Source organism: Pseudomonas sp. B20(2017) (genome assembly GCF_002113125.1).
Lineage (GTDB): Bacteria > Pseudomonadota > Gammaproteobacteria > Pseudomonadales > Pseudomonadaceae > Aquipseudomonas.
This window is the reverse complement of sequence record NZ_NEJP01000018.1, coordinates 1-18,884: the sequence shown is the minus strand read 5'-3', so window position 1 is coordinate 18,884 and position 18,884 is coordinate 1. Positions and strand designations below refer to the sequence as shown.

Genomic DNA, 18,884 nt, shown 5'->3' with positions numbered 1-18,884 from the left:
AGGCCACCCATGGATCACTTCAATCCGGGTTTCAGCAGTTGGCTGAACGCCCCTGCCCACCAGCAATGGCTCGCCGATGAAGGCCTGCGCCTGCTGGCATTTGCCAAGGCTTCACGGTTGCCCGAAGGCTTCGGCAATCTCGATGAGCGCGGCCAGCTTCAAGCCGGCGCGCTGGCCGAAACCATGAACACCGCGCGCATGACCCACAGCTTCGCCATGGCCCATATTCAGGGCCTGCCGGGATTCGCCGAACTGGTCGATCACGGCATTGCGGCGTTGCGCGGCCCGTTGCGCGATGCACTGCACGGCGGCTGGTTCGCCGTCGCTGAACACCGTGACGGCAACACCGGCAAGAACGCTTATCTGCACGCCTTCGTCGCCCTCGCGGCGAGTTCCGCTCTGGTCGCGCAACGCCCCGGCGTCCAGGCTTTGCTGGATGACGCCATCGACATCATCGACACCTATTTCTGGAGCGAAGAAGAGGGCGCCATGCGCGAATTCTTCAATCGCGACTGGAGCGAAGAGGAAGCCTATCGCGGCGCCAACAGCAACATGCACGCCACCGAAGCGTTCCTTGCTTTGGCCGATGTCACTGAAGACCCGCGCTGGCTGGTGCGTGCGCAGCGCATCGTCGAGCGGGTGATTCACGGTCACGCCGCCGCCAACGATTATCTGGTGATCGAGCATTTCGACCGCGACTGGCAACCGCTGCGCGAATACAACCATGACAATCCGGCCGACGGTTTCCGTCCCTACGGCACCACGCCGGGCCACGGTTTCGAGTGGGCGCGGCTGTTGCTGCACCTCGAAGCCGCGCGGGTTCAGGCTGGCATGCTCACGCCCGGCTGGCTGGCCACCGACGCGCAAAAGCTGTTCGAACAAAACTGCCGCCATGGCTGGGATGTCGATGGTGCGCCGGGCATTGTCTACACCCTCGACTGGAACAACAAAGCCGTGGTGCGCCATCGCCTGCACTGGACTCACGCCGAGGCCAGCGCTGCCGCCAGTGCCTTGCTCAAGCGCACCGGCGATGCGCAATACGAAAGCTGGTATCGCCTGTTCTGGGAATTTTGCGAAACGCATTTCATCGACCGCTGCGACGGCAGCTGGCACCACGAACTCGATCCGCAGAACCGCCCAAGTGCCGATATCTGGGCCGGCAAACCGGATCTGTACCACGCCTGGCAGGCCGTTCTGATTCCGCGACTGCCGCTGGCGCCGAGCATGGCCAGTGCTCTGGCACACCTGTCCCGAAGCGTTCCTGTGTAACCATGTGGTGACATTCGCGCGTCCCTTCGTTACCTGCGAGGGGAAACGCTCTGTTTAAACTCGTGTGCAGCGCAAGCACCAGACTTGCATGCATAACAACAAGAAAGGTACATCTCAGATGAATGCGATTTCTCGCCTCGCTACTGTCATTTCTGTCGCCTCCCTGTTCCCGCTCGCTGTGCTGCCGCTGAGTGTTTCCGCTGCCGAATCCAAAGGTTCGGTGGAAGTCGTGCATTGGTGGACGTCCGGTGGCGAAAAAGCTGCCGTCGATGTGCTCAAGGCACAAGTCGAGAAAGACGGTTTCACCTGGAAAGACGGCGCTGTCGCCGGCGGTGGCGGTGCGACTGCCATGACCGTGCTGAAAAGCCGCGCGGTAGCCGGCAACCCGCCAGGCGTTGCCCAGATCAAAGGCCCGGACATCCAGGAATGGGCGTCGACCGGTCTGCTCGACACTGACGTCCTGAAAGACGTTTCCAAGTCCGAGAAGTGGGACAGCCTGCTCGACAAGAAAGTCTCCGACACCGTGAAGTTCGAAGGTGATTACGTGGCCGTACCGGTGAACATTCACCGCGTGAACTGGCTGTGGATCAATCCGGAAGTCTTCAAGAAAGCCGGTATCGAAAAAGCCCCGACCACCCTCGAAGAATTCTACGCCGCCGGCGACAAGCTGAAAGCGGCGGGCTTCATCCCGCTGGCTCACGGCGGTCAGCCATGGCAGGACAGCACCGTGTTCGAAGCGGTCGTGCTGTCGGTGATGGGCGTTGATGGTTACAAGAAAGCCCTGGTCGACCTGGACAACGCTGCCCTGACCGGCCCGGAAATGGTCAAGGCCCTGACCGAGCTGAAGAAAGTCGCGACCTACATGGACCAGGACGGCAAAGGCCAGGACTGGAACCTGGAAGCGGCCAAGGTCATCAACGGCAAGGCCGGCATGCAGATCATGGGTGACTGGGCCAAGTCCGAATGGACCGCCGCCAAGAAAGTCGCCGGCAAGGACTACGAGTGCGTAGCGTTCCCGGGCACCGACAAGGCGTTCACCTACAACATCGACTCGCTGGCCGTGTTCAAGCAGAAGGACGCGGGCACCGCGGCCGGTCAGCAGGACATCGCCAAAGTCGTGCTGGGTGAAAACTTCCAGAAAGTCTTCAGCATCAACAAGGGTTCGATCCCGGTGCGTAACGACATGCTCGCCGACATGGGCAAGTACGGTTTCGACTCCTGCGCCCAGACCGCTGCCAAGGACTTCCTGGCAGACGCCAAGAGCGGCGGCCTGCAACCGAGCATGGCGCACAACATGGCGACCACGCTGGCGGTGCAGGGTGCGTTCTTTGATGTCGTGACCAACTACATCAACGACCCGAAAGCCGACCCGGCCGACGCTGCCAAGAAACTCGGCACTGCCATCAAGGCTGCCAAGTAACGTCAGCGTAGAGCAGCTGCGAGCTTCAGGTCGCGCATCGGCCTGAAGCCTGCAGCTTGCAGCGGTCCTTCATCTTCTTTACTGGATCTTCCCATGAGTTCTGTTGCTGTGTTCAGCAAGGCCTCGCCGTTCGACGCATTGCAGCGCTGGCTACCGAAACTGGTGCTGGCGCCGAGCATGTTCATCGTTCTGGTGGGCTTCTATGGCTATATCCTCTGGACGTTTGTCCTGTCGTTCACCACGTCGACCTTCCTGCCGAACTACAAGTGGGCAGGGCTGGCGCAATACGAGCGCCTGTTCGACAACGACCGATGGTGGGTGGCGAGCAAGAACCTGGCCGTGTTCGGCGGCATGTTCATCGGCATCACCCTGGTAATCGGCGTGACACTGGCGATTTTCCTCGACCAGAAAATCCGTCGCGAAGGCTTTATCCGCACCATTTACCTGTACCCGATGGCGCTCTCGATGATCGTGACCGGTACTGCGTGGAAATGGCTGCTCAACCCGGGCATGGGCCTGGACAAATTGCTGCGGGACTGGGGCTGGGAAGGCTTCCGTCTCGACTGGCTGATCGACCCGGATCGCGTGGTGTACTGCCTGGTAATCGCGGCGGTCTGGCAGGCTTCGGGCTTCATCATGGCGATGTTCCTCGCCGGTCTGCGTGGCGTTGATCAATCGATCATCCGTGCCGCCCAGATCGACGGCGCAAGCATGCCGCGCATCTACTGGAAAGTGGTGCTGCCAAGCCTGCGTCCGGTGTTCTTCAGTGCGGTGATGATCCTGGCGCACATCGCGATCAAGAGCTTCGACCTGGTGGCGGCCATGACGGCCGGCGGCCCGGGTTATTCCTCGGATTTGCCGGCGATGTTCATGTACTCGTTCACCTTCAGCCGTGGACAGATGGGCATGGGCTCGGCCAGTGCAATCCTGATGCTCGGTGCGATCCTCGCGATCATCGTGCCTTACCTGTACTCCGAGCTGAGGACCAAGCGTCATGACTAGTCTCGCCTCCAAACCGGCCATCAGCCTGAGTCGCATCGCGATCTACGCGGTGCTGATCCTTGCGGTCCTGCTGTATCTGGTCCCGCTGGTGGTCATGCTGCTGACCAGCTTCAAGACCCCGGAAGACATCTCCACCGGCAACCTGCTGAGCTGGCCGACCGTGGTCAGCGGCATCGGCTGGGTGAAAGCCTGGGCCACCGTTGACGGCTACTTCTGGAACTCGATCAAGATCACCGTTCCGGCCGTGATCATCTCCACCGCCATCGGTGCGTTGAACGGTTATGTGCTGTCGTTCTGGCGCTTCCGCGGTTCGCAACTGTTCTTCGGCCTGTTGCTGTTCGGCTGCTTCCTGCCGTTCCAGACCGTGCTGCTGCCGGCGTCGTTCACCCTCGGCAAGATGGGGCTGGCGAGCACCACCACAGGCCTGGTGTTCATCCATGTGGTCTACGGTCTGGCGTTCACCACGCTGTTTTTCCGTAACTACTACGTGAGCATTCCGGATGCGCTGATCAAAGCGGCGCGTCTCGATGGCGCGGGGTTCTTCACGATCTTCCGCCAGATCATCCTGCCGATGTCGACGCCGATCATCATGGTCTGCCTGATCTGGCAGTTCACCCAGATCTGGAACGACTTCCTGTTCGGCGTGGTGTTCTCCAGCGGTGATTCGCAACCGATCACGGTGGCGCTGAACAACCTGGTCAACACCAGCACCGGGGCCAAGGAATACAACGTGGATATGGCGGCGGCGATGATCGCCGGGCTGCCGACCCTGCTGGTCTATGTGGTCGCAGGCAAGTATTTCGTGCGCGGGCTGACGGCCGGCGCAGTCAAGGGGTAATCATGGCTACGCTTGAACTTCGCAATGTAAACAAGACCTACGGTACCGGCCTGCCGGACACCCTGAAGAACATCGAACTGTCGATCAAGGACGGTGAATTCCTGATCCTCGTCGGGCCTTCGGGCTGTGGCAAGTCGACCCTGATGAACTGCATCGCCGGCCTGGAAACCATCACCGGCGGCGCGATCATGATCGGTGACCAGGACGTCAGCGGCATGAGCCCGAAAGATCGCGACATCGCCATGGTGTTCCAGTCCTACGCGCTGTATCCGACCATGAGCGTGCGCGAGAACATCGAGTTCGGTCTGAAAATCCGCAAGATGAGCCAGTCGGCGATCGATGAAGAAGTTGCCCGCGTGGCCAAGTTGCTGCAGATCGAGCACCTGCTCAATCGCAAGCCGGGCCAGCTCTCCGGCGGCCAGCAACAGCGCGTGGCGATGGGCCGTGCCCTGGCGCGTCGACCGAAGATCTATCTGTTCGACGAACCGCTGTCCAACCTCGACGCCAAGTTGCGCGTCGAGATGCGCACCGAAATGAAACTGATGCACCAGCGCCTGAAAACCACCACGGTCTACGTGACCCACGACCAGATCGAAGCAATGACGCTGGGCGACAAAGTGGCGGTGATGAAGGACGGGATCATCCAGCAGTTCGGTACGCCGAAGGAGATCTACAACGACCCGGCCAACCTGTTCGTGGCGAGCTTCATCGGTTCGCCGCCAATGAACTTCATCCCGCTGCGCCTGCAACGCAAGGACGGCCGTCTGGTGGCGCTGCTCGACAGCGGCCAGGCCCGCTGCGAATTGCCGATGGCGATGCAGGACGCCGGTCTCGAAGACCGCGAAGTCATCCTCGGCCTGCGTCCTGAGCAGATTGCGCTGGCGAACGGCGAGGGCAACGGCCTGCCGAGCATCAAGGCTGAAGTGCAGGTCACCGAACCGACCGGTCCGGACACCCTGGTGTTCGTCAACCTCAACGACACCAAGGTCTGCTGCCGTCTGGCGCCGGACGTGGCGCCGCAGGTGGGCGAAACCCTGACGTTGCAATTCGATCCGTCGAAAGTGCTGCTGTTCGACGCCAAGTCCGGTGAGCGCCTTGGGGTTGCGGGCCTGCCGAAAACCGAGTCGCACAGCGCAAACGTGGCCCAGTTCAAGGGTCGCTGATCAACAAATGTGGGAGCGGGCTCGCCCGTTTCCGCAGGGAGCACGCGGTGCGTGGCCTGTCGCGCGCCGCATCAGATGTAAACCGCGTTAGATAAGAAGAACAGTTAATAACAATAAAACGAGGATGTAGGGATGAAGAAGAACAACAACGCTCAGCGAATCGGCCAGTTGTCAGCGGTTGCGGCAATGATGCTGGCCGGTAGCGTCCACGCAGCTGACGCGTTCAGCTCCGATTCGGAGTGGATGACCGGGGACTGGGGTGGCGAACGTACCAAGCTGATCGAGCAGGGTATCGACATCAAGATGGACTACGTCGGTGAGGTGGGCGGCAACCTTCACGGCGGCTACAACAACGACAAGACGGCGCGTTACTCCGACCAGTTCGGTCTGGGCGTGGCGCTGGACCTGCAAAAACTGTGGGGCTGGGACAACACCCAGGCCAAGATCCAGCTGACCAACCGTAATGGCGAAAACATTTCCAACGATCGTGTTGGCGATCCGCGTGCCGGCACACTTAGCTCCTCGCAGGAAGTCTACGGTCGTGGCCACATGGTGCGTCTGACCCAGTTGTGGATCAAACACCAGTTCTTCGACAACAAACTCGACGTCAAGGCCGGTTACTTCGGCGAAGGCGAAGACTTCAACACCTTCCCGTGCGACTTCCAGAACCTGGCGTTCTGCGGTTCGCAAGTGGGCAACTGGGCGACCAACATCTGGTACAACTGGCCGGTCAGCCAGGCGGCCATTCGCGTCAAGTACAACATCAACGACGAGCTGTATGCGCAGATCGGTGCGTACAACCAGAACCCGTCGCAACTGGAACACGGCAACGGCTTCAAGCTGAGCGGCAGCGGCACCAAAGGCACTGTGTTGCCAGTGGAACTGGTCTGGTCGCCTAACCCGAGCGGCCTGCCGGGCGAATACCGTGTCGGTTACTACAAGAGCACGGCCGATGCCGACGACGTTCGCGAAGACGTCAACGGTTTCGACGCGGCGACCACCGGTGATGCCTACCGCACCCACAGCAGCAAGCACGGTTACTGGTTCGTTGCGCAACAGCAACTCACCAGCCACAACGGTGACAAGAGCCGTGGTCTGAGCATCGCTGCCAACGCCACGTTCCATGACAAGGACACCAACTTCATCGACAACTACCAGTCCTTGATGTTTGTGTACAAAGGTCCGTTCGACGCACGTCCGAAAGATGACGTCGGTATCGGTGCGGCACGTATTCACGTCAACAATGACGTGAAGAAAAACGCCGAGCTGCTCAACGTCGCCAACGGTGTTTCGGACTACGACAATCCGGTGTTCTCGCCGATTCGTGAAACCGAATACAACTACGAGATCAACTACGGCTTCCATGTAACCAACTGGCTGACCGTACGCCCGAACCTGCAATACATCACTCATCCGGGCGGTGTGGATGAAGTGGATAACGCTTTGGTCGCAGGCCTGAAAATTCAGTCTACGTTCTGACGCGTCTGCGATAAGCTCCTCTCTATGTGCGCATATTTGCGGACAGCCCAGGCTGTCCGCTTTTTTTTGGACAGGGGTGTCGCAGCCCATGAAAGTTGATTCTGGAACCGTGGCCCATGCATGAGCATCCGCTGCAACGCTTCTTCAAATCCCTGCGCGAGCGACCGGTGTTCGCCTGGGAGCGCTATCAGATGCGCGATGTGCTGGTGATCGATCATCCGCTGTGTCAGGCGGTGTTCAGTCGCCAAGGCGCGCAATTGCTGCATTTTCAACCGCGCGGGCAGAAACCGTGGCTGTGGTGCGCGGCGAAGTGGCCGCATGTCGGCGCGATTCGCGGCGGCGTGCCAGTGTGCTGGCCTTGGTATGGCCGTCACCCGAGCGAAAACGCGTGGCCGTCCCATGGCTGGGCGCGACTGCTGGACTGGAAACTGCTCGACAGCAGCACCAGCGATGACGGCGTGCGCCTGCATTGGCAATTGCAGCTGTGCGACTGGCAAGTAGACCTGCACGCACACCTGGGTGAACGCATGGAATTGCGCCTGAGCACCGAGCATCAGGACGACATGCCGTGCCAGTTGAGCCAGGCTTTGCACGCTTACTGGCGTATTGGCGATGTGAGTGAGATAGCGCTGTCTGGGCTCGAAGGCGCGCAGGGTTATGATCAGTTGAACCGTGAGGTCTGCCAGCAGGAGGGCGAGTTGCGGGTCGATGGTGGCTGTCAGCGAGTGTTCCAGCACGACGGCGAATTGCAGCTCAAGGATCACGCCTGGCAGCGCGAGTTGTGCATCGATACCGGTGACAGCGCGGACACCGTGGTGTGGCATCCGGGAGCACGGCCGTTGCTGGGCGTGAGTTGGGACGAGATCTCGGAGTTTGTCTGTGTTGAAGCGGCGGCGGGCGGGACTGACAGCCTGCATCTGGCGCCGGGGGAGAAGGCGCATTTGAGTTTGCAGGCTTGGGCTGGGGCCTAGCGATGATCGTTCCCATGCTCTGCGTGGGAATGCTTCTAGGGACGCTCCGCGTCCAGTGACGCGGAGCGTCACGGGTTGCATTCCCACGCGGAGCGTGGGAACGATCAACGGGCTAGGGTGAGGGGCTTCGGATCTTCAGTTGAATTCGTCACCCACCGGATACCGGCTCGCATTCAAACTCTCTTTGATCTTGCGCAGATGCGGCTGGAAATCCACCCCGCGACGCAGCGTCATCCCCGTCGCCAACACATCCAGCACCGTCAACTGAATGATCCGCGAAGTCATCGGCATATAGATGTCGGTGTCTTCCGGCAACGGAATGTTCAGGCTCAGGGTACTGGCCTTGGCCAGCGGCGAATTCTCTGCCGTCAGGCCCAGCACCGAAGCGCCGTTCTCCCGGGCGATGCGCGCCACTTCCACCAGTTCGCGGGTGCGGCCGGTGTAGGAAATGATCACGAACAGCTCGCCGGTGTGCGCCACCGAAGCGATCATTCGTTGCATCAGCACATCGGCGTGGGCAGTGACCGCCAGGTTGAAGCGGAAGAACTTGTGCTGCGCATCCAGCGCCACCGGAGCCGAAGCCCCGAGGCCGAAGAAGTGGATCTGCCGGGCCTGGATCAACAGGTCGACGGCGCGGCTGATCAGGTTCGGGTCCAGCGCCTGGCAAGCGCTGTCCAAAGACGCGATCGCACTGCCGAAAATCTTCTGCGTGTAGGCCTCGGGATTGTCGTCGGCTTCTACTGCGCGGCTGACATACGCCGCGCCGCTGGCCAGGCTCTGGGCCAGTTGCAACTTGAGTTCGGGGTAGCCGCTGACGCCGAACGAACGGCAGAAACGGTTGACCGTCGGTTCACTGACCGACGCCGCCTGGGCGAGGGCGGCGATGCTGAAGCGGGTGGCCTGCTGTGGGTTGAGCAGGATCACTTCGGCGACTTTGCGTTCGGCCTTGTTCAGCTCTTCAAGGCGACTCTGGATCTGTTCCAGTAAATTTCGCACGCGGTCCATAAGAATTCCTAGATTCACCGGCGCCGATAAGCGCGCGGCTATGCAAATTGGGCCTTTGATGTGGCCCGTGACGGTGGCCTATCCTACTGATGGCTCCGACCGACCACCACTCGGAATCTGTATTTTGCGAAAATGTTGTGGTTATTACTACATTTTCCCTTGAGTGATGCCTTGAAAAAAGGTATTTGTAGCTTAACTTGATAAAAGAACAAACATCATGCCTTCGATTACGGTTGAACCGTGCACCTTCGCCTTGTTCGGCGCCTTGGGCGATCTGGCCCTGCGCAAGCTGTTTCCTGCCCTTTATCACCTTGATGGCGCCGGCCTGCTGCACGAGGACACGCGCATTATCGCACTGGCCCGTGAGGCGGGCACCGAGCAGCAGCACCTGGCGTTCATCGCCGCCGAGCTGCGCCGTTACGTGGGCAAAGAGCTGGACGAGGCCGTGGCCGAGCGCTTTCTGGCGCGTCTGACCTACCTGCACGTCGACTTCCTCAAGGCTGAAGATTACGTAGCGCTGGCCGAACTGGTCGGCAGCACGCAACGCATGATTGCCTACTTCGCCACTCCGGCGGCGGTGTACGGCGCGATCTGCGAAAACCTGGCGAACGTCGGTCTGGCGGAAAACACCCGCGTGGTGCTGGAAAAACCGATCGGCTCCGACCTGGAATCCTCGCGCAAGGTCAACGACGCCGTGGCGCAGTTCTTCCCGGAGAACCGCACCTACCGCATCGACCACTACCTGGGCAAAGAAACCGTTCAGAACCTGATCGCCCTGCGTTTCGCCAACAGCCTGTTCGAAACCCAGTGGAACCAGAACTACATATCCCACGTGGAAATCACCGTGGCCGAGAAGGTCGGTATCGAAGGCCGCTGGGGTTACTTCGACAAGGCTGGTCAGCTGAGGGACATGATCCAGAACCACCTGCTGCAACTGCTGTGCCTGATCGCCATGGACCCGCCGGCCGACCTGTCCGCCGACAGCATCCGCGACGAGAAGGTCAAGGTGCTCAAGGCCCTGGCGCCGATCAGTCCGGAAGGCCTGACCACGCAAGTGGTGCGCGGCCAGTACATCGCCGGGCACAGCGAAGGCAAGTCCGTGCCGGGCTACCTCGAAGAACCGAATTCCAACGCCCAGAGCGACACTGAAACCTTCGTCGCCCTGCGTGCCGACATCCGCAACTGGCGCTGGGCCGGCGTGCCGTTCTACCTGCGCACCGGCAAGCGCATGCCGCAGAAACTGTCGCAGATCGTCATCCACTTCAAGGAGCCGTCGCACTACATCTTCGCCCCCGAGCAGCGCCTGCAGATCAGCAACAAGCTGATCATCCGCCTGCAACCGGACGAAGGTATTTCCTTGCGCGTGATGACCAAGGAGCAAGGCCTGGACAAGGGCATGCAACTGCGCAGCGGCCCGCTGCAACTGAATTTTTCCGACACCTGGCGCAGCGCTCGGATCCCCGATGCGTACGAGCGGTTGTTGCTGGAAGTGATGAACGGCAATCAGAACCTGTTTGTCCGTAAAGATGAAATCGAAGCCGCGTGGAAATGGTGCGACCAGCTGATCGCCGGGTGGAAAAAATCCGGTGACGCGCCCAAGCCGTATGCGGCCGGGTCGTGGGGGCCGATGAGCTCCATTGCACTGATCACGCGGGACGGGAGGTCGTGGTATGGCGATATCTGAAGTGAAACTGCCCGAGGGCGTGAATGCCCACGAATTCAAGAGCCCGGTGCTGCTCGCCGAAGGCCTGGCGCTGAATGTCGCCAAGCAATTGAGCGAAGCGCTGGCGGCACGCGGCAACGCCGTGCTGGTGGTGTCCGGCGGTCGTAGCCCGGTGGCGTTTTTCCAGCACCTGGCCAAGCAGGAACTGGACTGGTCGAAGGTCGTCGTGACTCTGGCCGACGAACGCTGGGTGCCGGTCGAACACCCCGACAGCAACGCCGGTCTGCTCAAGCAGTATCTGCTCAAGGGCCCGGCGGCCAAGGCGCAGTTCCTCAGCCTTTACAGCGCGGCGGCCAACGTCGAGCAGGCTGCGGAGCAGGCCGATCGTTTGCTCGCCGAGTTGCCGCCAATCGACGTGCTGGTACTGGGCATGGGCGATGACGGCCACACCGCGTCGCTGTTCCCCGACAGCCCGAACCTGGCCGAAGCCCTGCAAGCCGACGGCACCCGTCGCTGCTGGCCGATGCTGGCACCCAGCGTGCCGCGTCAGCGCCTGACCATGAGTCGCGCCCTGCTGGCCTCGGCCCGGCACAAGATTCTGTCGATTTCCGGTCAGTCGAAACTGACCACCCTGAATGCCGCACTGGCATCCAACGACGTCGCCGCCATGCCGGTTCGCGCGTTTCTGCAACCTACGTTAGAGATTTACTGGTGCCCATGAGCCAAGGAACAGCCGCTATGACAATTCCATCCCCGACCGTTTCCATGGCGGACAAAGTTGCCCTGATCGACAGCCTCTGCGCCAAGGCGCGGATTCTGCCGGTGATCACCATCGCCCGCGAACAGGACGTGCTGCCGCTGGCCGACGCCCTGGCTGCTGGCGGTCTGACCGCGCTGGAAGTGACCTTGCGTTCGCAGTTCGGCCTCAAGGCGATCCAGATCCTGCGCGAACAGCGCCCGGAACTGGTGACCGGTGCTGGCACCGTGCTCGACCGCAACATGCTGGCCGCGGCGGAAGCGGCCGGTTCGCAATTCATCGTTACCCCAGGCATTACTCGTGACCTGCTGGAAGCCAGCGTTGAGAGCCCGATCCCGCTGCTGCCGGGCATCAGCAATGCCTCCGGCATCATGGAAGGCTATGGCCTGGGTTATCGCCGCTTCAAGCTGTTCCCGGCTGAAGTCAGCGGCGGCGTGGCGGCAATCAAGGCCCTTGGCGGTCCGTTCGGCGAAGTGAAATTCTGCCCGACCGGCGGCGTCGGCCCTGCCAACATCAAGAGCTACATGGCGCTGAAAAACGTCATGTGCGTGGGCGGTAGCTGGATGCTCGATCCGGAGTGGATCAAGAACGGCGACTGGGCCCGCATTCAGGAATGCACCGCCGAGGCGTTGGCGCTGCTGGACTGATCAGTTTCAACCCTACACTTCGTTGTGTGTTCTACGGCTTTACGGTGCGCTTGGTCGGTGCACCGTTTTTTTTTGCCCGCGAAAAACTTCGTTATCTGGAGATACGTTATTTGGAGATACATAGTTACCGCACCTGGCTGCGCGCGTGGCGTTAACCTGCGTTCATCTTATGGAAGAGAGAACGCGTCATGGATAACCAGTCTTCAGCCCCATCGGTTTATCAACTGGCCCCCGAGCAAGTCGCCGGGCCATATTTTCGCAATCCCAAACTGCTGCGCCGCAACATCAGCGAAGGCGCCGAAGGCCTGCCGCTGCTACTGCGCCTGACCATCGTCGACGCCATGACCGCCGAGCCGGTCAGCGGTGCACTGGTGGACATCTGGCATTGCAACGCGCGTGGCGCCTATTCAGGCTGGAGTCGGATCAATCCGGATCTGGAAGTCGACGTCGAAGACATTGGCTCGATCCCGCGAACCGACGATGACACTTATTTGCGCGGCGGTCAGTTCAGCGATCACAAGGGCAGGGTGCGCTTCACCACGATCTATCCGGGTTTCTACGCGGGGCGCGCGCTGCACATTCATGTGGCGGTGCGCATCGTCTCAGGCAACGAGTACCTTGAGGAACGTAATGTGGCGTGGGTCGGGCAGCTGTATTTCCCGGAGGTTGTTTCCCGTGGCGTGCTTAATGCCAAGGCCTATCGCGGGCGCGGCTCGCTGCCGCTGTGCAACGCCCAGGACAGCTATTACACCGATATGGGCGGAGACGCTTCGACCTTGACTGTCTGGCCGATCGGCCGCGAATCCCACGAGGACGGTTACTTCGGTCACCTCACGATCGGCATCGACACCTTTGCGGTGTCGTCGCAGATCAAGCCTGAGGACTTCGACAAGTACACGGTTTAACGCAGTTCATTCAGCGCCAGAATCAGCGACTGAATCTCCGCCGCCGTGGTGGTCAGCGACGGTGTGACGCGGATGCACGGCCCGCAGGCTGCGCCGTTGCGCACGACAGTGAACAGGTTGTAGTCGTTGAGCAGGCGTTCGACCATCGCCTGCTGGTCGGCATGCCGGGTAAAACGCATCGAGGTGATGCCGCAATACAGACGCGGATCGTCCGGGGTCATGACTTCGATGCCCGGCAGGTTACGCACGGCGCTGACCCACAGGTTGCGCAGGTAATTCACCCGCGCGCCTTTGGCGGCGGCGCCACCCAGTGAGCGGTGTTCCTCGAATACCAACGGCAGGGTCATCAGCGCCGGAACGTTCGGCGTGCTGTAGGGCGTGCGTGAGCGTATGTCGCCGACCGGAAAATGCATCTCGCCCATGTCCGGATCGATGTCGGCCAGGCGCTGCGGTGCGATGTAGATAAAACCGAGGGTCAGCGGCGAGCCGATCCACTTGTGCAGGTTGTAACCGGCGAAGGCGATGCCCAGCGCTTCCAGGTCGAACTCGATCTGACCAAGGGCATGGGCACCATCAAGGATGATGTCGACGCCGTGTTCCTTGGCCAGCGCGGCAATGGCCTGCACCGGCATCACCAGCCCGGTGCGATGGGTGACGTGGGTCAGGGCCATCAGCTTGAGCTTCGGATAACGGATAAAGGCTTCGCGGTATGTGGCCAGCAGGCTGTCGAAGGTGGCGGGGTGGGCGTGCTCGATCTCGATCACCTCGACCCCGCGATGCTGCGCCAGCCAGCGCATGGCGCCCTTGACCGTGTCGTACTCCAGATCGCAGATCAGCACCTGATCGCCAGGCTGCAGGCGGTTGTAGTTGCGGATCAGCGATTGCAGGCCGGCAGTGGCGTTGTGGGTGAACGCCACGCTTTGCGCGCGTACGCCAATCAGCTCGGCCAGTTGTGCGTGGATATCGAGGCTGTCGTGCTGCTCGAAACGCTGGCGCACGTAGATCGAGTTGCTGTTGTTGATCAGCTCGATGTTGCGCTGGTACTCCTCGACCACGGTGCGCGACATGCGCCCGAAGTAACCGTTCTCCAGATTCACGGGGCCTGGGTGGCGGTCGTAACGGTCGGCGAACGTTTGCCAGAAGGCTTCGTCTCGGGCGCGGCGGGTGTTATCGGGCATGGTCGACTCGACTCGGATCAGGGTAACGCCTCAGTGGCGCGGGGCAGGTTTGCCATGTTTGGCGCGCAGCGGTTCTAGCAGTTCCGACAGGCCGTTGTGATCGATTTCCTGCATCAACGCCAGCAGTCCGCCCAGTTCGCCATGGGGAAATCCTTCCCGGGCAAACCAGTTCAGGTAGGGGCCTGGCAGGTCGGCAATGATCCGGCCCTTGTACTTGCCGAAGGGCATTTCGCGGGTGATCAGCAGTTCGAGCTTTTCAGGGTTCATCGTTGGAATCGTCTGGCTTTGAAAACACTTCGGAAAATACAGGCATTCTGCATGCAGGCCAAATGACAGATCATGCAAATAACAGGCATACAGATTTTGGTTGTATTTGTAACTTATTGAAAATTAACAATTAAATTGAAAATAAAAAGCTGGCATGACCACTGCAACACTCCTTGCATCTTTAACCCACGCAAGGAATTGAAAAATGACTGACATGAATAAAGAAGCCATCTCCGTCCTCAACGACCTGATCGAAACCAGCAAGGACGGTCAGGAAGGGTTCAAGACCTGCGCTGAAGACATCAAGCATCCAGAGCTGAAAGCTCTGTTCACGCAGCGCTCTGCCGATTGCGCCACGGCTGCGGCCGAGCTGCAAGCCGCCGTGCGTTCGATGGGTGGCGATCCGGAAACCTCGACCAGTGTCAGCGGTGATCTGCACCGTCGCTGGGTCGACGTCAAAGCGATGTTCACCGGCAAGGACGAAGAAGCGGTGCTCAACGAAGCCGAGCGCGGTGAGGATCACGCCCTGAAGGCTTATCGTGAAGCGATCGAGAAGATCAACAAGCACAACCTGGTGGGTATCCGTGATCTGGTCGAGCGCCAGTACCATGGTGTGCAACGCAATCACGATCAGGTGAAAGCGCTGCGTAACCAGGCTCGCGCCCGCTCGTAAGCATCCCTGAAAACTGTGGGAGCGAGCTTGCTCGCGATGATGGACCGACATTCAACGCTGATGTTGACTGGTCTGGCCCTATCGCGAGCAAGCTCGCTCCCACTTTGTTTTTTTGCAGAAAAAATCAGCCGATGCTGATCGCCGGCAACGTCGGCAGGGTAACGGTCTGTTGCTTGCGCGGCGCGAGGATCTCGGCCTCACCGTCCACCACCAGCTCATCGCGCTGGTTGAATACGCGAGTGGCGATGCGCACACGGAACTTCGGCAGCTTTTCGAGGATTTCCAGGCGCACGGTCAGGGTGTCGCCGATCTTCACCGGCTTCTGAAAGCTCATTTGCTGACCGATATAAATGGTGCCCGGCCCCGGCAGCTCGCAAGCCACTGCCGCACTGATCAGCGCACCGCTGAACATGCCGTGGGCGATGCGTTCCTTGAACATGCTGGCGGCGGCGAACTCGGCGTCCAGGTGCACCGGGTTGTGATCACCGGACATCGCGGCGAACAGCTGAATGTCGCGTTCCTCGACAGTCTTGCTGTAGCTCGCGGTCTGGCCCACTTCGAGGGCTTCGTAAGGGATGTTGGTAACCTGGGTCATGGGTCTGAATTCCTGTGACGGATGAAATGAATCCACAAAAAATTATTCGCTGCGGTGCGGCCGGCGATGGCTCAGGGCCTGGTCGATCCAGGCCAGCACATCGGCGGTCACTTCGTCGCGGTTGCTCTCGTTGAACAATTCGTGCCGCGCCTGCGGGTAGATCCTGAGTTGCAGGTTCTGGCTGCCGGCCGCGCGCAAGGCATTGGCCAGATCAGTCAGACGCTTGCCTTCACTCACCGGATCACATTCGCCGCCGATCACCAGCAGCGGCAGGCCCGGATCAATCTGGGCGAGATTGGACGCTTTGCTGATTTGCTGCAACCCGCCGAGCAGGTCGATCCACAACTGATTGGTGCAGCGAAAGCCGCACAGCGGATCGGTGGCGTACTTGTCGACCTCGGCCGGGTCGCGACTCAACCAGTCAAACGCGGTGCGCGCCGGTTTGAATTTATTGTTGAACGAACCGAACGACAGCCATTCGATCAGCGCGCTGCGGCCCTTGCCGCCCTGGCGCAGCTTTTCGAACCGGGCGATCTGCCGGGCCGCTCGGTACAGCGCAACCGGCTGGAAATTCGAGCCGCTGAGAATCGCGCCATGCAGGCTGGCGCTGTGATGCAGTAAATAGGCCTGCGCGATGTAGCTGCCCATGCTGTGCCCGAGCAGCACGATCGGCACTCCCGGATGGCGCTGGCCGATGTGCTGGTTGAGGCTGGCCAGGTCACCGACCACCTTGCACCAGCCATCGTCATCGGCGAAATGCCCCAGCGTCCCATGATCGGCGGTTTTGCCATGACCGCGCTGATCGGGCGCGTACACACCGTAGCCTTCAGCGCAGAACGCCTCTGCCAGCCGAGCGTAGCGGGCGCTGTGTTCCGCCATGCCGTGGGCCAGCAGAATCACCGCCTTCAGCGGCGCGTTCGGCAGCCACAGGTTGACGAAGAGGCGGCTGCGGTCACTCGCGTCCAGCCAGAAGGTGTCGTGGATCATGGCGATTCCTTTTGCGGCATGCTTTTGTTGCAAGGGATTGCAGAGATTGCATTGTATAGCGCGTCCGATCAGCTCACGCCACGGCAGGAAGATTCACACGATCAATGACGACCTTGCCCATATTTGCCTGATTGACCATAGCTGCTAGTGTCCGTGAAGCCCGCTTTTTGCTCTCGGCTTTTTCAGGGACAGAAAGAAATGACAGCGAAGCGGCCCCGGATCGGCTCAGGTAAAGAGGACAAGAACAATGCAACCTGATTTCTGGAATGACAAACGCCCTGCGGGCGTACCCCTGGACATCGACGCGGGTGAGTTCAAGTCGGTGATCGAGGTGTTCGAGCGTTCCTGCAAGAAATTCGCTGATCGCCCGGCGTTCAGCAACATGGGCGTGACCCTGACCTATGCCGAGCTGGAGCGCCAGAGCGCCGCGTTCGCCGGTTATCTGCAAGCCCACACCGACCTGGTGCCGGGGGATCGCATCGCGGTGCAGATGCCCAACGTCCTGCATTATCCGATTGCCGTGTTCGGTGCCCTCCGTGCCGGGCTGATCGTGGTCAACACCAACCCGCTGTACACCGCACGCGAGATGCGTCACCAGTTCAAGGACTCCGGTGCCCGGGCGCTGGTGTACCTGAACATGTTCGGCCAGAAGGTCCAGGAAGTGCTGCCGGACACCGACATTCAGTACCTGATCGAAGCGAAGATGGGCGACTTGATGCCCACCGCCAAGGGCTGGCTGATCAACACCGTGGTCAGCAAAGTGAAGAAGATGGTGCCGGCGTATTCGCTGCCCCAGGCGATTTCCTTCAAGAGCGCGTTGCGCATGGGCCGGGGCCTGGGCATCAAGCCGCTGAAGGTCGGCCTGGACGACATTGCGGTCCTGCAATACACCGGTGGCACCACCGGTCTGGCCAAGGGCGCGATGCTCACCCACGGCAATCTGGTGGCGAACATGCAGCAGGTGCGTGCCTGTCTTGGTCAGTTCGGCAGCGACGGTCAGCCGTTGTTGCGCGAAGGTCAGGAAGTGATGATCGCGCCGCTGCCGCTGTACCACATCTATGCCTTCACCGCGAATTGCATGTGCATGATGGTGTCCGGCAATCACAACGTGCTGATTACCAATCCGCGAGACATCGGTGGCTTTATCAAGGAGCTGAAGAACTGGAAGTTTTCGGCACTGCTGGGGCTCAACACCCTGTTCGTCGCGCTGATGGATCATCCGGACTTCAAGACCCTGGATTTCTCCACGCTCAAACTCACCAATTCCGGCGGCACCGCGTTGGTCAAGGCCACTGCCGAGCGTTGGGAGCAACTCACCGGTTGCCGCATCACCGAAGGCTACGGCCTGACCGAAACCTCGCCGGTAGCCTGCACCAACCCGTACGGCGAGCTGTCTCGGATCGGCACGGTCGGCCTGCCGGTGCCGGGCACCCGCTTGAAGGTCCTCAATGACGACGGCGTCGAGCAACCCCTGGGCGAGCGTGGCGAGCTGTGCATCAAGGGCCCGCAGATCATGAAGGGCTACTGGAACAAACCCGAGGCCACCGCCGAGGTGCTGGATGCAGAAGGCTGGTTCAAGTCCGGCGACATTGCTGTGATCGACCCGGACGGTTTCGTGCGCATCGTCGATCGCAAGAAAGACATGATCATCGTCTCGGGTTTCAACGTGTACCCGAACGAAATCGAAGACGTGGTGATGGCTCACCCGAAAGTCGCCAACTGCGCGGTGATCGGCGTGCCGGACGAGCGCTCAGGGGAGGCGGTGAAGCTGTTTGTGGTGGCGCGGGAAACCGGCGTGAGCCTGGAAGAGCTGAAGGCCTACTGCAAAGAGAATTTCACCGCGTACAAGGTGCCGAAACACATCGTGCTGCGTGAGTCGTTGCCGATGACGCCTGTCGGGAAAATCCTGCGGCGGGAGTTGCGCGATATCGCATAAATAGACCGCGCTTAGCGCAATCGCGAGCAGGCTCGCTTGTATGCTGGTACTTGAAGGGAGGAGGAGGGACAAGGCTCGATTCTGACTGTTGGCGCAGTACAGATCCGTGGGAGATTTCGCCCCTCCTCC

The 18,884-nt window shown here is 60.6% G+C and carries 18 protein-coding genes; 13 read left to right on the top strand and 5 right to left on the bottom strand.

Features of this window, described 5'->3' with window-relative positions; all coding sequences use genetic code 11:
* Positions 1–9: 9 nt before the first annotated feature.
* From CAF63_RS23295 to CAF63_RS23265, 7 genes are all read left to right on the top strand, one after another.
* Positions 10–1,269 carry an AGE family epimerase/isomerase gene (locus CAF63_RS23295; RefSeq protein WP_085689336.1) on the top strand — a complete coding sequence of 420 codons (1,260 nt, stop codon included), beginning with the start codon at positions 10–12 and terminating at the stop codon, positions 1,267–1,269.
* Between the two features lie 118 nt (positions 1,270–1,387).
* Positions 1,388–2,689, top strand: coding sequence for an ABC transporter substrate-binding protein (locus CAF63_RS23290; RefSeq protein ID WP_064598941.1), 1,302 nt, complete (start codon positions 1,388–1,390; stop codon positions 2,687–2,689).
* Between the two features lie 93 nt (positions 2,690–2,782).
* Positions 2,783–3,691, top strand: a complete 909-nt coding sequence (locus tag CAF63_RS23285) for a carbohydrate ABC transporter permease (RefSeq protein WP_007951166.1) — start codon at positions 2,783–2,785, stop codon at positions 3,689–3,691.
* Complete coding sequence (locus CAF63_RS23280) at positions 3,684–4,529, top strand: carbohydrate ABC transporter permease (protein ID WP_007951164.1); 846 nt, start codon at positions 3,684–3,686, stop codon at positions 4,527–4,529. The genes CAF63_RS23285 and CAF63_RS23280 overlap by 8 nt, the downstream gene beginning before the upstream one ends.
* Positions 4,530–4,531: 2 nt before the next feature.
* Complete coding sequence (locus CAF63_RS23275; RefSeq protein WP_085689333.1) at positions 4,532–5,692, top strand: ABC transporter ATP-binding protein; 1,161 nt, start codon at positions 4,532–4,534, stop codon at positions 5,690–5,692.
* 132 nt (positions 5,693–5,824) lie between these two features.
* Complete coding sequence (locus CAF63_RS23270) at positions 5,825–7,171, top strand: carbohydrate porin (protein WP_085689330.1); 1,347 nt, start codon at positions 5,825–5,827, stop codon at positions 7,169–7,171.
* 116 nt (positions 7,172–7,287) lie between these two features.
* The gene (locus CAF63_RS23265) at positions 7,288–8,142 is read left to right on the top strand and encodes a D-hexose-6-phosphate mutarotase (protein WP_064383726.1); all 855 of its coding nucleotides are present in this window, start codon (positions 7,288–7,290) and stop codon (positions 8,140–8,142) included.
* Positions 8,143–8,277: 135 nt separating this feature from the next.
* Here the strand turns inward: CAF63_RS23265 and CAF63_RS23260 are convergent, their stop codons facing one another.
* The gene (locus CAF63_RS23260; RefSeq protein ID WP_169842436.1) at positions 8,278–9,138 is read right to left on the bottom strand and encodes a MurR/RpiR family transcriptional regulator; all 861 of its coding nucleotides are present in this window, start codon (positions 9,136–9,138) and stop codon (positions 8,278–8,280) included.
* Positions 9,139–9,364: 226 nt separating this feature from the next.
* On the opposite strand from CAF63_RS23260, the gene zwf reads away from it, so the two are divergent.
* The 4 genes from zwf to CAF63_RS23240 all read left to right on the top strand — a co-directional run bounded on the left by zwf (position 9,365) and on the right by CAF63_RS23240 (position 13,119).
* The gene (gene zwf, locus CAF63_RS23255) at positions 9,365–10,831 is read left to right on the top strand and encodes a glucose-6-phosphate dehydrogenase (protein ID WP_085689327.1); all 1,467 of its coding nucleotides are present in this window, start codon (positions 9,365–9,367) and stop codon (positions 10,829–10,831) included.
* Complete coding sequence (gene pgl, locus CAF63_RS23250) at positions 10,818–11,531, top strand: 6-phosphogluconolactonase (protein WP_085689323.1); 714 nt, start codon at positions 10,818–10,820, stop codon at positions 11,529–11,531. The genes zwf and pgl overlap by 14 nt, the downstream gene beginning before the upstream one ends.
* Positions 11,532–11,548: 17 nt before the next feature.
* On the top strand, positions 11,549–12,214 hold the full coding sequence (locus tag CAF63_RS23245) for a bifunctional 4-hydroxy-2-oxoglutarate aldolase/2-dehydro-3-deoxy-phosphogluconate aldolase (RefSeq protein ID WP_064598929.1): 666 nt from the start codon (positions 11,549–11,551) through the stop codon (positions 12,212–12,214).
* Positions 12,215–12,402: 188 nt separating this feature from the next.
* Positions 12,403–13,119, top strand: a complete 717-nt coding sequence (locus tag CAF63_RS23240) for an intradiol ring-cleavage dioxygenase (protein WP_085689320.1) — start codon at positions 12,403–12,405, stop codon at positions 13,117–13,119.
* On the opposite strand, the gene CAF63_RS23235 is transcribed toward CAF63_RS23240, so the two are convergent.
* Both CAF63_RS23235 and CAF63_RS23230 read right to left on the bottom strand, forming a co-directional pair.
* Positions 13,116–14,297 (bottom strand): aminotransferase class V-fold PLP-dependent enzyme, encoded by a 1,182-nt coding sequence (locus tag CAF63_RS23235; protein WP_085689317.1) that lies wholly within the window; start codon positions 14,295–14,297, stop codon positions 13,116–13,118. The genes CAF63_RS23240 and CAF63_RS23235 overlap by 4 nt on opposite strands.
* A 30-nt stretch (positions 14,298–14,327) precedes the next feature.
* Positions 14,328–14,564, bottom strand: coding sequence for a DUF3820 family protein (locus CAF63_RS23230; RefSeq protein WP_003213031.1), 237 nt, complete (start codon positions 14,562–14,564; stop codon positions 14,328–14,330).
* Between the two features lie 205 nt (positions 14,565–14,769).
* On the opposite strand from CAF63_RS23230, the gene CAF63_RS23225 reads away from it, so the two are divergent.
* Positions 14,770–15,237: a PA2169 family four-helix-bundle protein gene (locus CAF63_RS23225; RefSeq protein ID WP_064598919.1), complete on the top strand. Its 468-nt coding sequence runs from the start codon at positions 14,770–14,772 to the stop codon at positions 15,235–15,237.
* A 124-nt stretch (positions 15,238–15,361) separates the two neighbouring features.
* Here the strand turns inward: CAF63_RS23225 and CAF63_RS23220 are convergent, their stop codons facing one another.
* Complete coding sequence (locus CAF63_RS23220; protein WP_003227420.1) at positions 15,362–15,832, bottom strand: MaoC family dehydratase; 471 nt, start codon at positions 15,830–15,832, stop codon at positions 15,362–15,364.
* A 42-nt stretch (positions 15,833–15,874) separates the two neighbouring features.
* The gene (locus CAF63_RS23215; protein WP_085689314.1) at positions 15,875–16,819 is read right to left on the bottom strand and encodes an alpha/beta hydrolase; all 945 of its coding nucleotides are present in this window, start codon (positions 16,817–16,819) and stop codon (positions 15,875–15,877) included.
* A gap of 247 nt (positions 16,820–17,066) precedes the next feature.
* On the opposite strand from CAF63_RS23215, the gene fadD2 reads away from it, so the two are divergent.
* The gene (gene fadD2, locus CAF63_RS23210) at positions 17,067–18,755 is read left to right on the top strand and encodes a long-chain-fatty-acid--CoA ligase FadD2 (RefSeq protein WP_085689311.1); all 1,689 of its coding nucleotides are present in this window, start codon (positions 17,067–17,069) and stop codon (positions 18,753–18,755) included.
* Positions 18,756–18,884 lie beyond the last annotated feature (129 nt).

Excerpts from the sequence above, each read along its gene's own strand:
- CAF63_RS23270 (WP_085689330.1), top strand. The coding sequence starts at position 5,825 with ATGAAGAAGAACAACAACGCTCAGCGAATCGGCCAGTTGTCAGCGGTT.
- CAF63_RS23225 (WP_064598919.1), top strand. The coding sequence starts at position 14,770 with ATGACTGACATGAATAAAGAAGCCATCTCCGTCCTCAACGACCTGATC.
- CAF63_RS23235 (WP_085689317.1), bottom strand. The coding sequence starts at position 14,297 with ATGCCCGATAACACCCGCCGCGCCCGAGACGAAGCCTTCTGGCAAACG.
- CAF63_RS23275 (WP_085689333.1), top strand. The coding sequence starts at position 4,532 with ATGGCTACGCTTGAACTTCGCAATGTAAACAAGACCTACGGTACCGGC.
- pgl (WP_085689323.1), top strand. The coding sequence starts at position 10,818 with ATGGCGATATCTGAAGTGAAACTGCCCGAGGGCGTGAATGCCCACGAA.
- CAF63_RS23240 (WP_085689320.1), top strand. The coding sequence starts at position 12,403 with ATGGATAACCAGTCTTCAGCCCCATCGGTTTATCAACTGGCCCCCGAG.
- CAF63_RS23295 (WP_085689336.1), top strand. The coding sequence starts at position 10 with ATGGATCACTTCAATCCGGGTTTCAGCAGTTGGCTGAACGCCCCTGCC.
- zwf (WP_085689327.1), top strand. The coding sequence starts at position 9,365 with ATGCCTTCGATTACGGTTGAACCGTGCACCTTCGCCTTGTTCGGCGCC.
- CAF63_RS23285 (WP_007951166.1), top strand. The coding sequence starts at position 2,783 with ATGAGTTCTGTTGCTGTGTTCAGCAAGGCCTCGCCGTTCGACGCATTG.
- CAF63_RS23265 (WP_064383726.1), top strand. The coding sequence starts at position 7,288 with ATGCATGAGCATCCGCTGCAACGCTTCTTCAAATCCCTGCGCGAGCGA.
- CAF63_RS23215 (WP_085689314.1), bottom strand. The coding sequence starts at position 16,819 with ATGATCCACGACACCTTCTGGCTGGACGCGAGTGACCGCAGCCGCCTC.
- CAF63_RS23245 (WP_064598929.1), top strand. The coding sequence starts at position 11,549 with ATGACAATTCCATCCCCGACCGTTTCCATGGCGGACAAAGTTGCCCTG.
- CAF63_RS23230 (WP_003213031.1), bottom strand. The coding sequence starts at position 14,564 with ATGAACCCTGAAAAGCTCGAACTGCTGATCACCCGCGAAATGCCCTTC.
- CAF63_RS23290 (WP_064598941.1), top strand. The coding sequence starts at position 1,388 with ATGAATGCGATTTCTCGCCTCGCTACTGTCATTTCTGTCGCCTCCCTG.
- CAF63_RS23280 (WP_007951164.1), top strand. The coding sequence starts at position 3,684 with ATGACTAGTCTCGCCTCCAAACCGGCCATCAGCCTGAGTCGCATCGCG.
- fadD2 (WP_085689311.1), top strand. The coding sequence starts at position 17,067 with ATGCAACCTGATTTCTGGAATGACAAACGCCCTGCGGGCGTACCCCTG.
- CAF63_RS23220 (WP_003227420.1), bottom strand. The coding sequence starts at position 15,832 with ATGACCCAGGTTACCAACATCCCTTACGAAGCCCTCGAAGTGGGCCAG.